The organism is Flavobacterium sp., from assembly GCF_047602195.1.
Classification (GTDB): Bacteria; Bacteroidota; Bacteroidia; order Flavobacteriales; family Flavobacteriaceae; genus Flavobacterium.
In genome coordinates, this window is record NZ_JASGHW010000004.1 from 2743267 (window position 1) to 2760738 (window position 17472).

Genomic DNA, 17472 nt, shown 5'->3' on the forward strand with positions numbered 1-17472 from the left:
GAACCGAAATATGATGGACAACCCAAAAAAGCAATTATCCGACGACCACCGCAACGCGTTGCTGGGCGAACTCAAAGCGCGTTTCGAAAAGAACATGGACCGACACAAAGGGCTCAACTGGGCCAAAGTGCAAGCCAAACTCGAAGCCAATCCCGATAAACTATGGTCGCTCGATGCGATGGAAGAAACCGGAGGCGAACCCGATGTCATCGGTTACGATACAAAAAACGGTGAATATATTTTTGTCGATTGTGCGGCCGAAAGCCCGAAAGGCCGTCGAAGCATTTGCTATGACCAGCAGGCGCTAGAATCGCGGAAAGAACACAAACCCAACGGCAGTGCCATCGGAATGGCGCAAAGCATGGGCGTCACGATTCTCAATGAAGAAGAATACCGTAACCTGCAAACACTAGGAAATTTTGATCTAAAGACCTCAAGTTGGGTGCTGACGCCAGCCGAAACAAGGAAATTGGGCGGGGCATTGTTCTGCGACCGGCGCTACAATCAGGTATTCCTATACCACAACGGCGCAGAATCCTATTATGCCGCACGCGGATTTCGCGCGTCGCTTAAGGTGTAAATTTAATTGGAAGTGGCATTTTTGCTTTCCCAGATGGCCATCATCTCATTGGCCTTGTTGTCTTGGCTGACCGATTTGAGCGATTGAGCATACCTGAAAAAGTACTCTGCTTCAAGGTCGGTGGTCAAGGCAAACAACTGGTCGTACCATTTGGCTGCCATCACGAGATCGCCGTCGAAGTAACGGCCATTCCCTACTCTTTTGAGCATATCGATCGATTTGTATCCTTTGTCGAGCACCCTTTCATAAGTACCCAAAATGTCGATGTTGACCGACTTGACTTTTTCGACCGTCCTTGCGATTTCAATTTTAGCAGGGCTGACCTCGGGCATTACGATTTGTACTTTGGCCTGTTCGGGCTTGAGCGAAATGGCAACCGCCTTGATTTTTGCTTTCCCGTATTTTGGTGTCACGACACGTGTATTGTTTTCCCCGAGATTGGTGGTGCTGATCAAGCTTTCGCTCGATACTTCATAAGTAGTGATTGAGCTTCCGAATGGCATGTTGATGCGTTCTTCCACATGATAGGCGATGATGGCCATGTCGCTGTTCGACATCATATCGGACATCAATTGTGTATTTCCCATTTTCGCACCGGCACGATCACCGCGCTGAGCCAAAACACTGACAGAAAAAACACTGGCTATCGCAACAAAAAGTAGTGTATAATTTTTCATAATAACTCAGGTAAAGGGATTATTATCAACTTTTAAAAACCTCTGTAAAGGTAGTTCGAGTGGTTTTTTTTTGATTGATTTTCCCCGTACGTAACACCAAAAGTCGTTGAAATGCACTTTTTAACGCGTTGCTCGTATTTCGTCGGAAAAATCTAGCAAATCATCGTGACGACATTAATAATAAAATCACAATCAATTGATTACTAATATTTTGAATAGATTTTAAAAATACACTAAAAAACGTGTTTATAAAAGAAATCTTACTTTTACCTTCACAAACTGTGAATTAAACCCTTCCCCGACTGGAAAAAAGCAATGGGAATTACGATTGCCGTATTCGCTTATTTTGTCGGCCTTTGGATGGGCATCATTTTGGGCTTGGACGGCACCCTGTGGAATTAATTTTTTTTATATGCAAGAGGAAATGCTGGCGGTCGCAATACAAAATCACCAGCCCTAGCGGTCCACATCGACAAACAGACGATGGGCAAAGCCGATGCCTTTTCCGATTCAAACGAAAATACGACCCGGGAAATTTTCAACAACAAATCCTATGAGCACTACAAATAACCCGACCGTTTTATTCGGCTTCGATCAGACGCGCCAAAACAACCTGGCATGCCTTTACTTTTGACCGAAACACCAGATAGATGATCAGCGAAGTGGTGACAATAAGTCCCGCTAAAGCCTTCCAAATAATGGGATCGGTCGGGCCCAAGGCCAAGAGAACCACCATCGCAGTATTCAAAACCAACACGGTTTTCAACAACAACGACATCCCTTGAGGCATTCGGAATTGTACCTCAATCGAGGTCAGCTTTTCGCCCCGTACCATCGTACCGACAATTTCCGGCCGGAGCTGGTTGCGCGGGGCATAATCAAAAGTAGGCCAAATGCGGAAACCCGAAGCGGTGACTTTTCCCTCAAAAAGTTTGGATATATTGGAATCGGTTTGGAAACTTTCGGTCGCGGCATCGAGTCGCCTGCAGATTTCTTCCGCATCGAGTTGGCTCCGGAAGGTTCTTTTTGCCATACCCGCCAGCACCTTTATTCGAATTTGAAAAAGAAATAATACACGGCCGCCCATTCTTTCGGGACGCCTTTCGCATAACCGATCGTGCTTCGGCTGCTGTTCTCGACCGTCCCGTCGTCTTTGATGTAGCCGATGGTGGAACGCGACCTGTTCTCGACCGTCCCGTCACTTTTCACATACCCCAGCGTCGAACGCGAGCTGTTTTCGATCGTGCCATCCGATTTGATGTAGCCCATGGTCGAGCGGCTTCGGTTCTCGATCGTACCGTCATTTTTGATGTAACCCAAGGTCGACCGGCTGCTGCTTTCAATCGTCCCGTCGGGTTTGATGTAACCGAGCGTGGAACGGCTTGGGGATTCAATCGTTTGGGCTTGCAGGGAAGCAAAACCGATCAACAGGAGAAGAAGTAGTATTTTTTTCATGGCCAACAATTGATGTATTCCAACAAAACTAGTCAATTTATGGAAACCGCAAGACTTGGTTCGCATCTTTTGGCCCGTCAAAAACGAGCTTGAGCGGAAACGGGCGCGATGGCTGCTGGGTCGGATACCAATTGCGGTGGCTGTCGACGATGATCAGTAAACCATAGTCGTCACCCATGGCGGAAAATTTTTCGGTGGGCTGTTGGCGGGTAAAAAACGAAAGTCCATATTTTGTTTTGATTTGCTTGCAGACGCCGGCCACGTCATCGGTCACCAAACCCATTTCGCTGACGTACAAAATAGAAGAACCACCAAATGGCGCATCCGATGCATTGCTGACCGCGAAACGGCAGATGAACTCGAGGATGTTGCCGTTGTTGTCATGGAAGTAAAATGATTTCGCCGCCCAATTGGCAAAATCGGCTATGGTTTCGGTATCGGAAACGGGAATAATGTCGGTTCTTTGGCTTAGCCAGGCCAAGGCTTGGTCGAGTTGGTTGTGCGGAATGTCAAACGCCAGATGGTAAACCGGATGGCTGTTGTCCGATCGGTGGAAAGTGATTTTGGTGCTTCCGGCAAAAAACGACAAACGATTGTCGCCCTTCCAAAATTGGCCCACATCCAATACTTTTTTATAAAACCGTTCGGTCGCTTTGAGATCGTCCGAGCACAGCTCAATTTCTTTGATTTTCATGTGTTCTTTATTTCGTTGTTGATGATGGACAAATGGAGATTGGCGTCTGTTCAAAAAATGAAACGGGTTCAACAAAGATAAGAAATGATTGGCCTGCTGATTTTTAATGAAAATATAAGATTTCGGTATGTATTTCTTGGTTACTTTTGTCCCAGACCCAAGGCGCAGCCGACACGAGCTTTAGCGAACTGGCAAAGCAATCGTTTGGGCGCTTCAAAAAAAAAAACAGATGGCACGCCACAAAACCGAAAACGACTTACCAAAAACCAAAATCACCGCCACTTCACTCGGAAAGGCATTACAGATTTTCCGCTATTCGGGAAACCACAAATGGAAATTCCTGCTCGGTTTGCTGTTCCTGCTGCTCACGAGTGCCACCGCACTGGCCTTCCCCAAATTCATGGGGATGCTTGTCGATTGTGTCAAGGAAAAAGACGGCGAACAGGCCAATACGATCGCGCTCGGGCTTATGGGGATTTTGCTGTTGCAGTCGGCGTTTTCATTTTTCCGCATCTCGTTGTTCGTCAATTTCACCGAACACACGCTGGCCAACATCCGCATTGCGGTCTACAGCAACCTCATCAAGTTGCCGATGGTCTATTTCTCGCAGAAACGCGTGGGCGAACTCAACTCCCGCATCAGCACCGATATCACCCAAATCCAGGACACGCTGACCACCACGATCGCCGAATTCCTACGGCAGTTCATCTTGATCATCGGCAGTTTCATCTTGCTGGCCAACCTCAACATCAAACTGACGCTGATGATGCTTTCGGTGGTTCCCGTAGTGGCCATCGCCGCGGTATTTTTTGGCAGGTTCATCCGCAAATATTCCAAGATTGTACAAGACCAGGTAGCCGAAAGCCAGGGCATCGTCGTCGAATCGATGCAGGCCATCACGATTGTCAAAGCGTTTGCCAACGAATGGTACGAAATCTTGCGCTACCAAAAGAAAATAAGCGATGTGGTCAAAGTCGCCATCAAGGGCGGCAACTACCGTGGGATTTTCGCCTCGTTCATCATCGTTTGTCTTTTTGGGACAATCGTCGCCGTGGTTTGGTATGGCGTTACGCTGAGCATCGCCGGAGAAATCACCGTGGGCGAATTGTTCACGTTCATCCTGTATTCGACTTATGTCGGCGCCTCATCGGGCGGTATCGCCGAATTGTACACGCAGATCCAAAAGGCACTCGGCGCCACCGAACGCGTGTTTGAACTGCTCGACGAAACACCCGAAAAGATCAGCTCGGTCGAGAATACCCGCACCCAAAAATTAAAGGGCACCGTGACGTTCCAAAATGTCGCGTTCAGTTATCCGTCGCGCAAAGAAGTACAAGTGCTTTCGGATGTAAGTTTTACGGCCAACTTCGGGCAAAAAATCGCGATTGTCGGTCCGAGCGGCGTCGGGAAATCGACGATTGCCTCGTTGCTGTTGCGCTTCTACGACCTCGATGGCGGACAAATCCTGATCGACGGAACAAGCATCTACGATTACGAGCTTGAAAACCTGCGCGGCAACATGAGCATCGTGCCGCAGGACGTGATCCTTTTTGGCGGAACCATCCGTGAAAACATCGCCTATGGCAAGCCCGACGCAACCGACAAAGAAATTTTGCTGGCCGCCAAACAAGCCAACGCGTTGAATTTTATCGAAGGATTCCCTGAACAATTCGAAACCGTCGTGGGCGAACGCGGCATCAAGCTCTCGGGCGGGCAAAGACAACGCATCGCCATCGCGCGCGCGTTGCTCAAAAACCCGAGCATCCTGATTCTCGACGAGGCCACCTCATCGCTCGACAGCGAGAGCGAAAAGCTCGTGCAGGAAGCCTTGGAAGTGCTGATGGAAGGCCGTACGAGCATCATCATCGCGCACCGGTTGTCAACCATCCGCAATGCCGACCAGATTTTGGTACTCGACAAGGGCCGCATCACCGAACAGGGCACGCACCGGGAATTGCTTGCGATTGAAAACGGGACGTACAAAAATTTGAGTAATTTGCAGTTTTCGGATCATTAATTTGTGACAAACCTCAACTTTTGGGATATGGGATTTTTTGGAATCAAAATGGAATCGCCAAACGAAAATGCAAAACCGGTTCGACTTGAAAAAGAATACGAATTCATGCACGAGGGTTTTATCCTTTCGAGCCAACGCAAATTGTATCTTTTGCTCAAAGAAAACAATGCAACGATTGAAGCATTGCGTTTCGATTTCAAAATTTACCAGTTCGGTTACCCCAATGACGAAGTTGGGTTGCCCTCTAAAACGCCAGGAGTTGCCTTGTATGCTTTCTCTGAAGTGTTCAATTCGAATTGGATCAAAAGGTTAAAAAAAAACAACCGCAGCCATTCTTCGCATTCAGATGATTTGTACCGTGATGACAAACATTACATCATCCGATTCAAAGAGGTGACGCTCGAGGTGATTGCCCCGAAATTTCAAATTGTACAACTGACCCGAAAAGAGATTGACGACTTTTTGGACCGTGAAATTGGTTTCTTGACCGTTACGCCCAGATCATAACTGATTCAGATGAATATTCCCGCAGCTTACCATTGGTTTGCCAAACTCAAACAACTCCAATTCATCCCATGGTCGATTGATGCCACCATTGAAACCAATCCGAATACCTTTATCGACAATCGTTTCCAAATGGAATGTCCTGGCCGTGAAGTGTTGACCTTTGCCGCCAGACAGGACCAGGATACCTTTGCGGGTTTTGAGGTTGTCAATGGGGAAATTACCGAAAAAGTATTGGTTTTCCATCCGTCGTTCCAGACCAATACCAAGGATTGGAACATTGTCGAAAATGAATACAGTGATTTCTTCGACTTCATGCAAAGACGCGCATTGCCCGATATGAAAGATTGGATTCCAGACGATGATGTAGCCGATTATCTCCAATAAAAAAAGCTGCCCGAAAGCAGCCTTTTGTTTTATCGTTTGAGCGAAAAGTGCGCCTTGAATTCCTTCTTGATTTGCTGGTCCGTGTATTCGACTACAAACCAATAATCGGTCGATGGCAGCATTGCGCCGTTATACGTCCCGTCCCATCCTTGCCCCGACGGACTGATCTGCTTGATCAATTTGCCGTAACGGTCGAAAATGCTGATTTTTGAGCCTTGCTGTCCAGCCAACGCATCGATGTTCCAGAAGTCGTTGTAACCGTCACCGTTCGGGGTGAAGAATTTCGGATAATCGATTAGCGTAAAAGCCTGTGTGATGTCGGTACAATCGTCCTGGTCGCGTACGTGCAGCGTGTGCTCGCCCATGTTGAGGTTCGCAAAGACATTCGAGGTCTGGAACGCACCGTTGTCGATCTGGTATTCATAATTGCCCGAACCCAAAACCGTCACCACAATCACCGGATTTTGTGCGAACGCTTCGGTTCCTTCGATCAACGCGATTTCGGCCACTTCGGTTTCGGTAACCACAGCCGTGGCCGCATACGAAATACAACCCGTCGCCGCATTCGTCGCATAGACAGTATAAACACCCGCCTGATCGGCCTCATAGGTATTGTCGACCGCACCCGGAATCACATAAGTGTCGTGCGTCCAGACGAAATCGTAGGCCGCATTGTTGAGCCCGGCATTCAGCACATAGGTGCGAACGGCAATTCCGCTGGTCGGGTTGCGGCAAATCACACCATCGGATAGCGATACTATTGGCAATGGATTGACGGTAATGGTCACCACAATCGGTGTACCGGTGCAAAATGCGGTGGATGGCGTAATGGTGTAACGCACCGTCCCAACCGAATTTCCGGTCGCGGTCAAGTTTTGGATGATGCTGTCCCCGCTTCCATCGCTTGCCCCGGTCACATTGGTCTGCACAGCAGTCCAGGTAAACGTGGTCTCTGCGACGGCACTGCTCAAGCTGATGGCTGTGGCTTCTTCTGAGCAGATGGTTTGCGCAGCAGGATTGGCCACTGCGATTGGCGTTGCATTGATGGTTACATTCGTGGTCGTCGGTACCGCCGCGCAACCGCCCGAAGCCGGGATGGTATAAGTCACCATATAATTTCCTGGCGTACTCAGCGATGGATTGATGGCCCCGCTCGTCGCGTTCAAACTCAAGCCAGCCGGAGCCGAAAAGATACCGCCGAGATATGCCGAAGTACCATTCAACGAAACAGGCTGTAAAGCCGTAAGCGAGGTACAAAATGCGCCGCTGTAGCTGATGGTCGCCGTAGGCGCTTTGGTAATGGTCACATTGGCCAACACAGGAATCGCAGGGCAACCGCCCGAAGCCGGAATCAAATAGGTCACGGTATAATTACCAGCCGTGCTCAACGATGGATTGATGGCTCCGGTTGTGGCATTCAAGCTGAGTCCTGCCGCAGCCGAAAAGGCACCGCCCGTATATGGTCCGGTTCCGGTCAAAGTGACCGCTTGGGCACTGTTTAGTGTCGTACAATAAGGGCTTGCAGCATAGTTGATGGTCGCCGTGGCCAAGGCATTCACGGTGATTGTTCCGCCCAATACAACCGAGGAACAGCCACCCGTAGTCGTGACCGTATAAGGGAAAACGCCTGCTGCGGTCGGTGTTCCACTGATGGTGAAAATACCGCCAGCAAAGTTACCGCTCACGCCCGTCGGCAAACCGGAAGCAGTTGCACCGGTCGCTCCATTGGTCGCTAGGTAAGTGATGGCCGAAATTGGCGTATTGATGCACAGGATTTGTGCGGTCGTCGCCGATGCAGAAGTCAAAGCGAGGGCTACATTTGGATTCACAGAAACGCTTCCGACGAGCGAAGCCGAAACGCAAATGCCAGTTGCCGTGACGGTATAATTGAATTCACCGCTGACCGTAGGTGAACCGCTGACCGTTAAAATACCCGCAGCAAAAACTGCCGTCAACCCGTTGGGCAATCCAATCACGGTGGCATTGGTCGCATTGGTCGTCACATACGTTATCGGTACGATCGGGGTCCCGATACACAACACCTGGTGGTCTGTTCCGACCGCCGAAGTCAGTGCGATTGTCACATCCGGATTCACGGTAAGAGTTCCGTTTAGGATTACCGAATTACACCCGCCGACGGTGGTGACCGTGTAAGGAAAAATACCCGATACGGTTGGTGTTCCGCTGATGGTAAAGGTTCCGGCGGAAAAACTTCCCGTGACGCCAGTCGGCAAACCTACGACAGTTGCATTGGCTACGCCATTGGCCGTCGCATAGGTTATCGGTACGATCGCGGTGTTGATGCAAAGTGTCTGGTTGGTGGTCGCAGCCGAAGAAGTCAGCGTCATCGTTACATTCGGATTCACGGTAATCGTTCCGTTCAATGTCACCGATGAACAGTCCCCAGCAGTCGTCACCGCATAATTGAATATTCCCGAAACGGTTGCCGTTCCACTAATGGTAAACACACCGGCGGTAAAACTACCGGTCACGCCTGTCGGCAATCCCGAAACGGTCACGTTGGTCGCGCCGTTGGCCGTCGTATATTTGATTGGCGCAATCGCGGTATTGATGCAAAGTGTTTGGTTGGTCGTCGCCGAAGCCGATGTCAACACCATTGTCACATCCGGATTCACGGTGATGGTTCCATTCAAGGTTACCGAAGCACAGCCGCCTGTCGTAGTCGCTGTGTAATTGAACGTTCCGGCTACCGTTGGCGTTCCACTGATCGTGAGCACACCGGCGGTAAAATTCGCCGTAACGCCGCTTGGCAAACCCGAAACCGTTACATTGGCCACGCCATTAGTGGTCGTGTAGATGATCGGTGCAATCGGTGTATTGATGCACAGGTTTTGGCTGGTGGTAGCCGCAGCCGAGGTCAACACCATCGTTACATCAGGATTCACGATGATCGACCCGCTCAGCGTAGGCGATGAACAGCCGCTTCCTGTGGCGGTCACCGTAAAGATGAAAATGCCATCGACGGTTGGCGCGCCCGTAATCGAAAATACGCCCGCGGTAAATGTTCCGCTCACGCCTGCCGGCAATCCCGACACCGTGGCATTGGTGGCGCCGCTTCCAATCATATAGGAAATAGGTACAATCGCGTTGTTGATGCAAACGCCTTGGGTTTCGGTACCCGGTGCCGATATTTGCACCAGGCTCGCGCCCGGGTTGACCGTAATGGTTCCGTTGAGCGTCACCGAAGAACAGCCGCCTACTGTGGTTACCGTATAATTGAAAGTACCATCCACCGTTGGTGTCCCGCTGATCGTAAAGACTCCGGCAGCAAAACTTCCGGTCACACCCGCAGGCAGTCCAGAAACGGTAACATTGGTCACTCCATTTGTTGTTGTATAATCAATCGGTGCAATGGCCGTGCTGATGCAAAGTGTCTGGTTATCCGTCCCGATGCCCGAAGTTAAGTTCATCGTGACATTTGGGGTTACGGTTATCGTTCCGTTAAGCGCAACAGAAGAACAGCCGCCGACCGTAGTCACCGTATAGTTGAAGATGCCGTCAACCGAAGGCGTTCCATTGATTGTAAACACACCGGCAGCAAAACTTCCCGTCACACCGGTCGGCAGTCCGGAAACCGTCACATTGGTGGCGCCATTGGTCGTGGCATAAGTAATCGGTGTCATCGCGCTGCCGATGCAAAGCGTTGGGTTGTCAGTGCCCGCCGCCGAAGACAAAGTCATCGTCACATCAGGATTCACGGTTATCGTTCCGTTCAGGGTAACCGACGAACATCCGCCAACGGTAGTCACTGTATAATTAAAGATACCGTCTACCGTTGGTGATCCGCTGATCGTAAAGATTCCCGCGGAAAAACTTCCGGTCACCCCCGTTGGCAGTCCAGAAACCGTCACATTGGTGGCACCGTTGGTGGTCGTATAAGCAATGGCCGCAATGGCGGTGTTGATGCAAAGCGTTGGGTTGTCGGTACCCAAGGCCGATGACAATACCATCGTGACTGCCGGGCTGACTGTGATTGTCCCGTTCAAGGTAACCGGGGTACATCCACCGCTGGTCGTCACTGCATAATTGAAAATACCATCCACCGTTGGCGATCCGCTGATTGTAAAGATACCGGCGGCAAAATTTCCGGTCACACCCGCAGGCAGTCCCGTAACGGTTACATTGGTGACCCCATTGGCCGTATTGTAAGTGATCGGTACAAGGGCAGCATTGATGCACAGCGTTTGGTTGGTCGTTGCTGGTGCGGAGCTTAGTGTCATCGCACCATTGGCATCTATCGTGATCGTGCCGTTCAAAGTAACCGAAGAACAACCTCCGACAGTAGTCAGTGCATAATTGAAAATACCATCAACCGTAGGCGTACCGTTGATCGTAAAGATTCCCGCCGCAAAACTTCCGGTCACGCCGGTAGGCAATCCAGATACCGTTACATTGGTGACGCCATTGGCCGTACCGTAAGTGATGGTCGTGATGGCCGTACCGGTACAGACGGTCTGGTTGTTGGTGCCTGCTGCCGAAGTCAGGGTCATCGTTACCTCTGGAGTCACTGTGAGTGTACCATTGAGTGAAGCAGAAGAACAACCGCCCGTGGTCGTTACGGTATAATTGAAAGTCCCGTCGACTGTTGGTGTTCCGCTGATGGCAAATACACCGGCGGAAAAACTGCCGGTGACACCGGTTGGCAATCCAGACACCGTAGCGCCCGTTCCTCCGTTGGCTATCGAATAGGCAATCGGTATAATGGCGGTATGGATACAAAGCACTTGGTTGTCGGTGGCTATACCAGAAGTCAAGGCCAACGTAGCATTGGCATCGATTGTAATCGTACCGGTCAAGGAAGGCGAAGAACAGCCGCTTCCCGTGGCCGTAACCGTAAAATTAAATGTTCCTGTCGCGGTCGGTGTTCCTGAAATCGTCAACACACCCGCGGTATAAACCGCCGCAACACCCGCCGGGAGTCCAATGGCAGTGGCTCCGCTGGCCGTTCCGCCCACACTGTAAGTAATCGGTGTGATGGCCGTGCTGACACAAAGGGTTTGGACTTCGGTTCCAATGGCTGAAGTTTGTGTGAGGCTTGCATCCGAATTGATCGTGAGGGTTCCCGATTCACTATCGACGGCACAACCGCCCACCGTGGTGATGGTGTAATTGAAAGTACCCGAAACCGTTGGCGTACCCGAAATGGTCGCCACACCTGCAGCATACACCACATTCACGCCTGCCGGCAATCCTGTCGCCGAGACATTCGATGCATTGGTCGTCGCATACGTAATGGTTGCAATCGGATCGTTGATGCACACGGTTTGGTTGGCCGTTGCCGCAGCGGAAGTCAGTGCAATCGTTGCATTGGCACCCACGATGATGGTTCCGCTCAACGAAGCCGAGGCACAACCGCCGGTCGTGGTCACGGTATAATTGAAAGTCCCTGAAGCCGTTGGTGTCCCGCTGATCGTAAACACGCCCGCAACCGCACTTCCGCTAACCCCGGTTGGCAATCCCAATACGGTTGTCCCGGTCGCCCCGTTGCCATAAGCATAAGTAATATTGGCAATGGCCGTGCTCCCGCAGACCGTCTGGTTGGTCGTCGCAGCGGCCGAAGTCAATGTCAAAGTAACATCGGGGTTCACGGTAATCGTACCGTTTTCGGTATCGGAGGCACAACCGCCGGTCGTGGTGACCGAATAATTGAAAGTCCCTGAAACAGTCGGTGTACCGCTGATGGTAAAAATACCCGCGGCAAAACTACCGGTCACGCCCGTAGGCAAGCCAGAGGCCGTCGCACCGGTTGCCCCATTGGCTGCCGCATAAGTGATATTGGCGATTGGTGTATTGACGCAAAGCGTTTGATTGGTCGTCGCTGCGGCCGAGGTCAACGTCAGTGTGGCCGCACCGAAAATCGTAATGGTCCCGGTTTCGCTGTCGGATCCGCAACCGCCCGTGGTGGTCACAGTATAGTTGAAGGTACCCGAAGCGGTGGCCGTTCCCGAAATAGTAAAGACGCCAGCCGCAAAACTTCCGGTAATACCGGCCGGTAACCCCGTTACGGTTGCTCCGGTCGCGCCATTGGCTACGGCATAGGTAATGGCATTGATGGCCGTATTGATACAGATGTTTTGGTTCGTCGTACCGGCTGCCGAAGTCAATGCAATGGTCGCCGCCTGATTGACGGTAATGGTTCCGTTGAGCGAAGCCACGCCACAACCACCTGAAGTGGTCACCGTATAATTAAACGTACCTGTCGCAGTTGGCGTTCCCGAAATGGTCAATACGCCGGCCACAAAATTAGCCGTTACGCCGGTTGGCAATCCAGAGGCCGAAGCTCCAGTGCCGCTTCCGGCGACATTATAAGTGATGGCCGTAATGGGTGCGTTACTGCAAACGGTTTGGTTGGTCGTTGCAGCGGCGGAGGTCAATGTAATGGTAGCTACCGAGTTGACGGTAACCATACTCGACAACACCAACGGCACATTGCATCCCGGCACACTGACCGAAACTACATTGATTGTCGTATTGGCCGACACACCGTTGACCGTCACCGTCGCGGTTCCGGCTGCACTGAGCACCGTGGTCGTCGCTCCGGTGCCATTGATATTGTATCCTACGGTTGCATTGGGTGTTCCCGTAATGGTAAAGACCGCATTGCCACCGATACAGACCGGCGAATTGTTGCTGATATTGCTGACCACAGGCGCACTCGCGGCCGTTAGGGTCACGGTCCCTGAAGTCGAGGTACAACCCGGGTAATTCGTCCTGATGTTGGTGTAATTCCCTGCATTCAACCCGTTGATCACGGCTACACCGGCGGCATTGCTCGTAACCGACACCGACGTTGGCGTACCGTCATCGAGATAGGTGACGGTATAATTCGTATTGGGATCGAGTCCGGAAATGGTGATGCTTCCGTTTGTGGCACCACAAGTCGTCGGGTTGGTTCCGGCAAAGGTCGGACAAACAATTGAACAATCGGTGGAACCAGCGCCAGGGCTTCCGGCATTGGTTTGCGTCATCGTGATGTATCCCGGCGCACCGTCAAAATTGGTAATCAGTACCATATAAATCTGCCCGACCTGAGCACCGGGAATCGTGGCCGTTTCAATTGCATCGATGCTAAAACTACAATCAATTACATTTCCCGAACAATCGTGATCGCCCACGCAATCGCCCAACGTAAAATCGGCACAGGCGGCAGCCGAATTGGCAAAAGGTCCCCAAATGGCATAGTCCACATCGAGTCCGGTGCCTGTTCCGTTTGGCCCTGTGGTTTGTTCAATTTCGAGGTTGATGTTTCCGGCAACGCCCACTTCCAGATAATACCAGGCCGGGTTTGGTGCGGTGATCAAACACGTATTGTTGGTCACAACGGTCGGCGCATCAGGCACGCATCCGCCATCGCTGCTGTTCGGAAATTCCAACGGACCGGCATCGGCACAAAAAGCATCGGCACCGGCACAAACCGAATTCGAAGGCGCCGAAGTAGGCGTACCGCCCGGGACATTGCTGCAGACGATATTGGCTGCCCAACCGCCATACTGCAAGCTTCCGTCGGATACAAACACCACGGTCAAACAACCTGAAGCATGGGACGAGGCAATTACATCGCAGCTCGGCAGGTTAACGTCGTCATACACCCCAATTACTGCCCCACCCGTTCCAGAACCGTTGTAAATCGTCATGTAATCGAAAGGCGAACCTTCGACATCAAAATTGGTAAAATTGAGCTGGATGTACGTTCCCGGCGTTGAAGGGCAAAACGTGATCTGATAAGTTTCCATCGCACCGTAGTTGCCGGCTGCACCACCCGAATCATAAAAGGTTCCCGAGCAGGTAGAAAAAGTTCCGTTCTGCATCGGATACACTTGTGCTTTCGCGGCAAACGAGACCAAAAAGGCCAGAAGCAGGATAATTTTTCTCATACGCTACTGTAAAGGTTCGATGATGATGAGGTAGTCGGAATGGTCGATGCGGAATACCTCGCGCTGTTTGGAAGCCATCGGGAGGTTGTATTTGAGCGGATTGAACGTCGCGGCATGGTAAACCTGGTCGCGCGTCATCGTAGGGTTGTATTTGTTTTGCAAGGCTACGCTAGAGAGCAGCTTGAACTTTTTACCCGCCAATTCGGGTTTGTGGAGCACCGCTACCCTGCCCAGGAAATTTTGAATGAGTTGCAGCCGGGGTGAATTGTCCTTGAGCACCAATGCATCGGCCTGGTTGCCAAAAACTTCGCGTACAAAGGATTCAATTTGTGCTTTGGTATAAGGCGGGCCTTCGGTTTCAGGAACCTGGAAAGCCGAGGCAATAAACAACAGGATGAGTAGCGCCGTATGGGTAAAAGTCCTTTTCATAAGCGTGCAAAATTTGGGTTAAACCGCTAAAAAACCAATGGATCCATTAACGATAAAATGCATCTAAAATCCGTTCAATTTCAAACCCTCTTTAAAAAAAGTAAGTTTTTTCATGTGGTTTTTATAGAAATTTGGCACAATATAAAATAATTTCTGTTACAATTAAACATAATGAGGTAATCTTGCTAACAATCAGGGTGAATAACCAAAAAATTAACGAATTAACAGGAAAAGATAGGCCAAATTTCAGAAAACAGAAGAAAGACCACTTCACTGAAAGAAAAGAAAAACCTGCCCGGAACTCGAACAGGTTTTCATACTTCTAAATCTTTCAGCGAAGCAATCTTGCCTCTTACAGTGAAACGGTTTTTAGCTTCGCTCAATTCGGCTAAAGCCTCGGGACTTCTTAATTCTTGCCTTTTCTTCGGTCGCGTTCGGTTTTGATCAAAGTGAGTTCGCGGCTGGTCTGTCCGGCCACAGAAGTGTTTTCTTCGGCCCTTCTGATCAAATACGGCATTACGTCGCGCACGGGCCCGAACGGCAGGTATTTCGCCACATTGTAGCCGTTGGCCGCAAGATTGTAGCTGATGTTGTCGCTCATGCCATACAACTGTCCGAACCAAATGCGGTCGTCGTTCTTGGCGATGTTGCGCTGCTGCAACAATTCCATCAATTGATAAGAACTTTCTTCGTTGTGCGTCCCGGCAAAGATCGCCATCTGGTCGAGGTGATCCATCATGTACACCACCGCGGCATCATAATTTTCGTCGGTGGCCTGTTTGGAGGCGCAGATCGGGGTTGGGTAGCCTTTCTCCTCGGCACGCTTGTTCTCCTTCTCCATATAGGCGCCGCGAACAAGCTTCATCCCGATATAAAAACCTTCGGACTTGGCTTGCTCGTGCAACCTTTTGAGATAGTCCAGTCGGTCGTGGCGGTACATCTGCAAGGTATTGAACACAATCGCTTTTTGTTTGTTGTATTTACGCATCATGTCGGCCACGAGGTCATCGGCGGCGTCCTGCATCCAGCTTTCCTCCCCGTCGATGAGCAATGCCACGTCCTTATCGTGTGCGGCTTTGCAGACGGTATCGAAACGCTCGACCACTCGGTCCCATTCCTTTTGTTCCTCGGCGGTAAGGGTTTGGCCCTCCCCTAATTTTTCGTACAGGTAGAATCTTCCGAAACCCGTCGGCTTGAAAACCGCAAACGGAATCGCCTTGCGTTGTTCGGCGAAATCGATCGTCTTGAGCGTCATCTCGAGCGCCGAATCGAACTGCTGTTCTTCTTCCTTGCCTTCGACCGAATAATCGAGTACCGAGGAAACACCCTTGGTAAACATCTTATCGACCACCGGAAGACAGTCATTTTCATTGACCCCGCCGCAGAAATGGTCAAATACCGTTGCGCGGATCAACCCTTCGACCGGCAAATGCGCCTTGATCGCAAAGTTGGTTACCGCAGTGCCGATGCGTACGAGCGGCTCGCTGTCGATTAATTTGAACAGAAAATAAGCGCGGTCGAGTTCGGTGTCGCTCTTGAGCGCAAATGCGTTTTGTGTATTGTTGAAGATTTTTTCCATGTAGTTTTTAATGATAATGCAAAGATAGGCAGTGTGGATTACGAATCCATGGGTTTTAAAAAATATTAAGGAAAAATCTTTGGGAAAAAATTCGCGCATTCGTGGCCACAAAAAAATATTAATGCGTTATTTTGCCTGACTAAATTTGAAGCGATGCAATCCATTCCGGCCAACGGCTACCCGATTCATTTCGGTGAAAACGGTTACGAATTTTTGAACCACCTCCTTTCAGCGCATAAATATTCTTCGATATTCGTTGTGGCCGACACCCATTCGAATGAATTTTGCGTCCCCAAATTCCTGCCGTATCTCGCCACCGAAATCCCGATCGAGATCGTCGAATTCGAATCGGGCGAAGGGTCGAAGAACATCGATACCTGTGTCCAGATCTGGAACATCCTGACCGAACTCGGGGCCGACAGAAAGAGTTTAATCATCAACGTGGGCGGCGGCGTGGTCACCGACTTGGGCGGATTTGTCGCCTCGACGTTCAAGCGCGGCATCGATTTCATCCATGTCCCGACAACCTTGCTCGCGATGGTCGACGCTTCGGTGGGCGGTAAAAACGGCGTCGATCTGGGCCACCTCAAGAACCAGATCGGTGTGATCAATGTCCCGCAGATGGTGCTCATCGACACGACTTATCTCGAAACGCTGCCGCAAAATGAAATGCGTTCGGGGCTGGCCGAGATGCTCAAACACGGGCTCATCTTCGACAAGCCGTACTGGGAGCAATTCCTCGATTTGGCTTCGGTAGATTTTGCCGATTTCGATGCGCTCATTTTCCGCTCGATTGAAATCAAGAACGAAATCGTGATGCAGGACCCGACCGAAAACGGCATCCGCAAGGCACTCAATTTTGGACACACCCTGGGCCACGCCATCGAGAGCCATTTCCTCGAAAGTGAAAACAAAACGACGCTTTTACACGGCGAGGCGATTGCCGCGGGGATGATTTTGGAAAGCTATCTTTCGATGCAAAAACAACTGCTGACCCGCGAAGAATATGCACAGATCAAGTATGTGATTACCGATATTTTCGGCCAGATCGATTTCGAATCGGAAGACATCGAACCGATCCTCGAGCTGCTCATCCACGACAAGAAAAACGAGTACGGCAACATCCAATTTGCATTGATTGACGGAATCGGTAAAATTAAGATCAACCAACATACTGACAATGAATTGATTATAGAGGCATTTTTGGATTATAAATCTTAATATTTTTTTAATAAAAAAGTATTGTTATTCACTT

12 protein-coding genes are annotated in these 17472 nt (G+C 50.4%); 5 read left to right on the forward strand and 7 right to left on the reverse strand.

The window, feature by feature from the left end; all coding sequences use genetic code 11:
• Positions 1-13 precede the first annotated feature (13 nt).
• Positions 14-580 carry a DUF4256 domain-containing protein gene (locus QM717_RS18620; protein ID WP_415040168.1) on the forward strand — a complete coding sequence of 189 codons (567 nt, stop codon included), beginning with the start codon at positions 14-16 and terminating at the stop codon, positions 578-580.
• A gap of 2 nt (positions 581-582) precedes the next feature.
• Here QM717_RS18620 and QM717_RS18625 read toward each other — a convergent pair whose 3' ends face one another.
• The 4 genes from QM717_RS18625 to QM717_RS18640 all read right to left on the reverse strand — a co-directional run bounded on the left by QM717_RS18625 (position 583) and on the right by QM717_RS18640 (position 3406).
• On the reverse strand, positions 583-1167 hold the full coding sequence (locus QM717_RS18625; protein WP_415039817.1) for a hypothetical protein: 585 nt from the start codon (positions 1165-1167) through the stop codon (positions 583-585).
• A gap of 670 nt (positions 1168-1837) precedes the next feature.
• Entirely contained in the window at positions 1838-2290 is a 453-nt protein-coding gene (locus QM717_RS18630; RefSeq protein ID WP_415039818.1) for a hypothetical protein, read from the reverse strand.
• A gap of 14 nt (positions 2291-2304) precedes the next feature.
• On the reverse strand, positions 2305-2712 hold the full coding sequence (locus tag QM717_RS18635) for a 5-fold beta-flower protein (protein ID WP_415039819.1): 408 nt from the start codon (positions 2710-2712) through the stop codon (positions 2305-2307).
• 37 nt (positions 2713-2749) lie between these two features.
• Positions 2750-3406, reverse strand: a complete 657-nt coding sequence (locus tag QM717_RS18640) for a VOC family protein (RefSeq protein WP_415039820.1) — start codon at positions 3404-3406, stop codon at positions 2750-2752.
• Positions 3407-3635: 229 nt separating this feature from the next.
• On the opposite strand from QM717_RS18640, the gene QM717_RS18645 reads away from it, so the two are divergent.
• From QM717_RS18645 to QM717_RS18655, 3 genes are read left to right on the forward strand one after another with little or no spacing between them, the layout of a single operon-like run.
• Entirely contained in the window at positions 3636-5423 is a 1788-nt protein-coding gene (locus tag QM717_RS18645) for an ABC transporter ATP-binding protein (RefSeq protein ID WP_415039821.1), read from the forward strand.
• A gap of 27 nt (positions 5424-5450) precedes the next feature.
• On the forward strand, positions 5451-5930 hold the full coding sequence (locus QM717_RS18650; protein ID WP_415039823.1) for a hypothetical protein: 480 nt from the start codon (positions 5451-5453) through the stop codon (positions 5928-5930).
• 9 nt (positions 5931-5939) lie between these two features.
• Positions 5940-6314, forward strand: coding sequence for a hypothetical protein (locus QM717_RS18655; RefSeq protein ID WP_415039824.1), 375 nt, complete (start codon positions 5940-5942; stop codon positions 6312-6314).
• Positions 6315-6343: 29 nt separating this feature from the next.
• Here QM717_RS18655 and QM717_RS18660 read toward each other — a convergent pair whose 3' ends face one another.
• The 3 genes from QM717_RS18660 to QM717_RS18670 form a co-directional block, all read right to left on the reverse strand.
• Positions 6344-14209: a T9SS type B sorting domain-containing protein gene (locus QM717_RS18660; RefSeq protein ID WP_415039826.1), complete on the reverse strand. Its 7866-nt coding sequence runs from the start codon at positions 14207-14209 to the stop codon at positions 6344-6346.
• Positions 14210-14212: 3 nt separating this feature from the next.
• The gene (locus tag QM717_RS18665) at positions 14213-14638 is read right to left on the reverse strand and encodes a hypothetical protein (protein ID WP_415039828.1); all 426 of its coding nucleotides are present in this window, start codon (positions 14636-14638) and stop codon (positions 14213-14215) included.
• 406 nt (positions 14639-15044) lie between these two features.
• On the reverse strand, positions 15045-16217 hold the full coding sequence (locus QM717_RS18670; protein WP_415039829.1) for a proline dehydrogenase family protein: 1173 nt from the start codon (positions 16215-16217) through the stop codon (positions 15045-15047).
• 153 nt (positions 16218-16370) lie between these two features.
• On the opposite strand from QM717_RS18670, the gene aroB reads away from it, so the two are divergent.
• On the forward strand, positions 16371-17438 hold the full coding sequence (aroB, locus tag QM717_RS18675; protein WP_415039831.1) for a 3-dehydroquinate synthase: 1068 nt from the start codon (positions 16371-16373) through the stop codon (positions 17436-17438).
• Positions 17439-17472 lie beyond the last annotated feature (34 nt).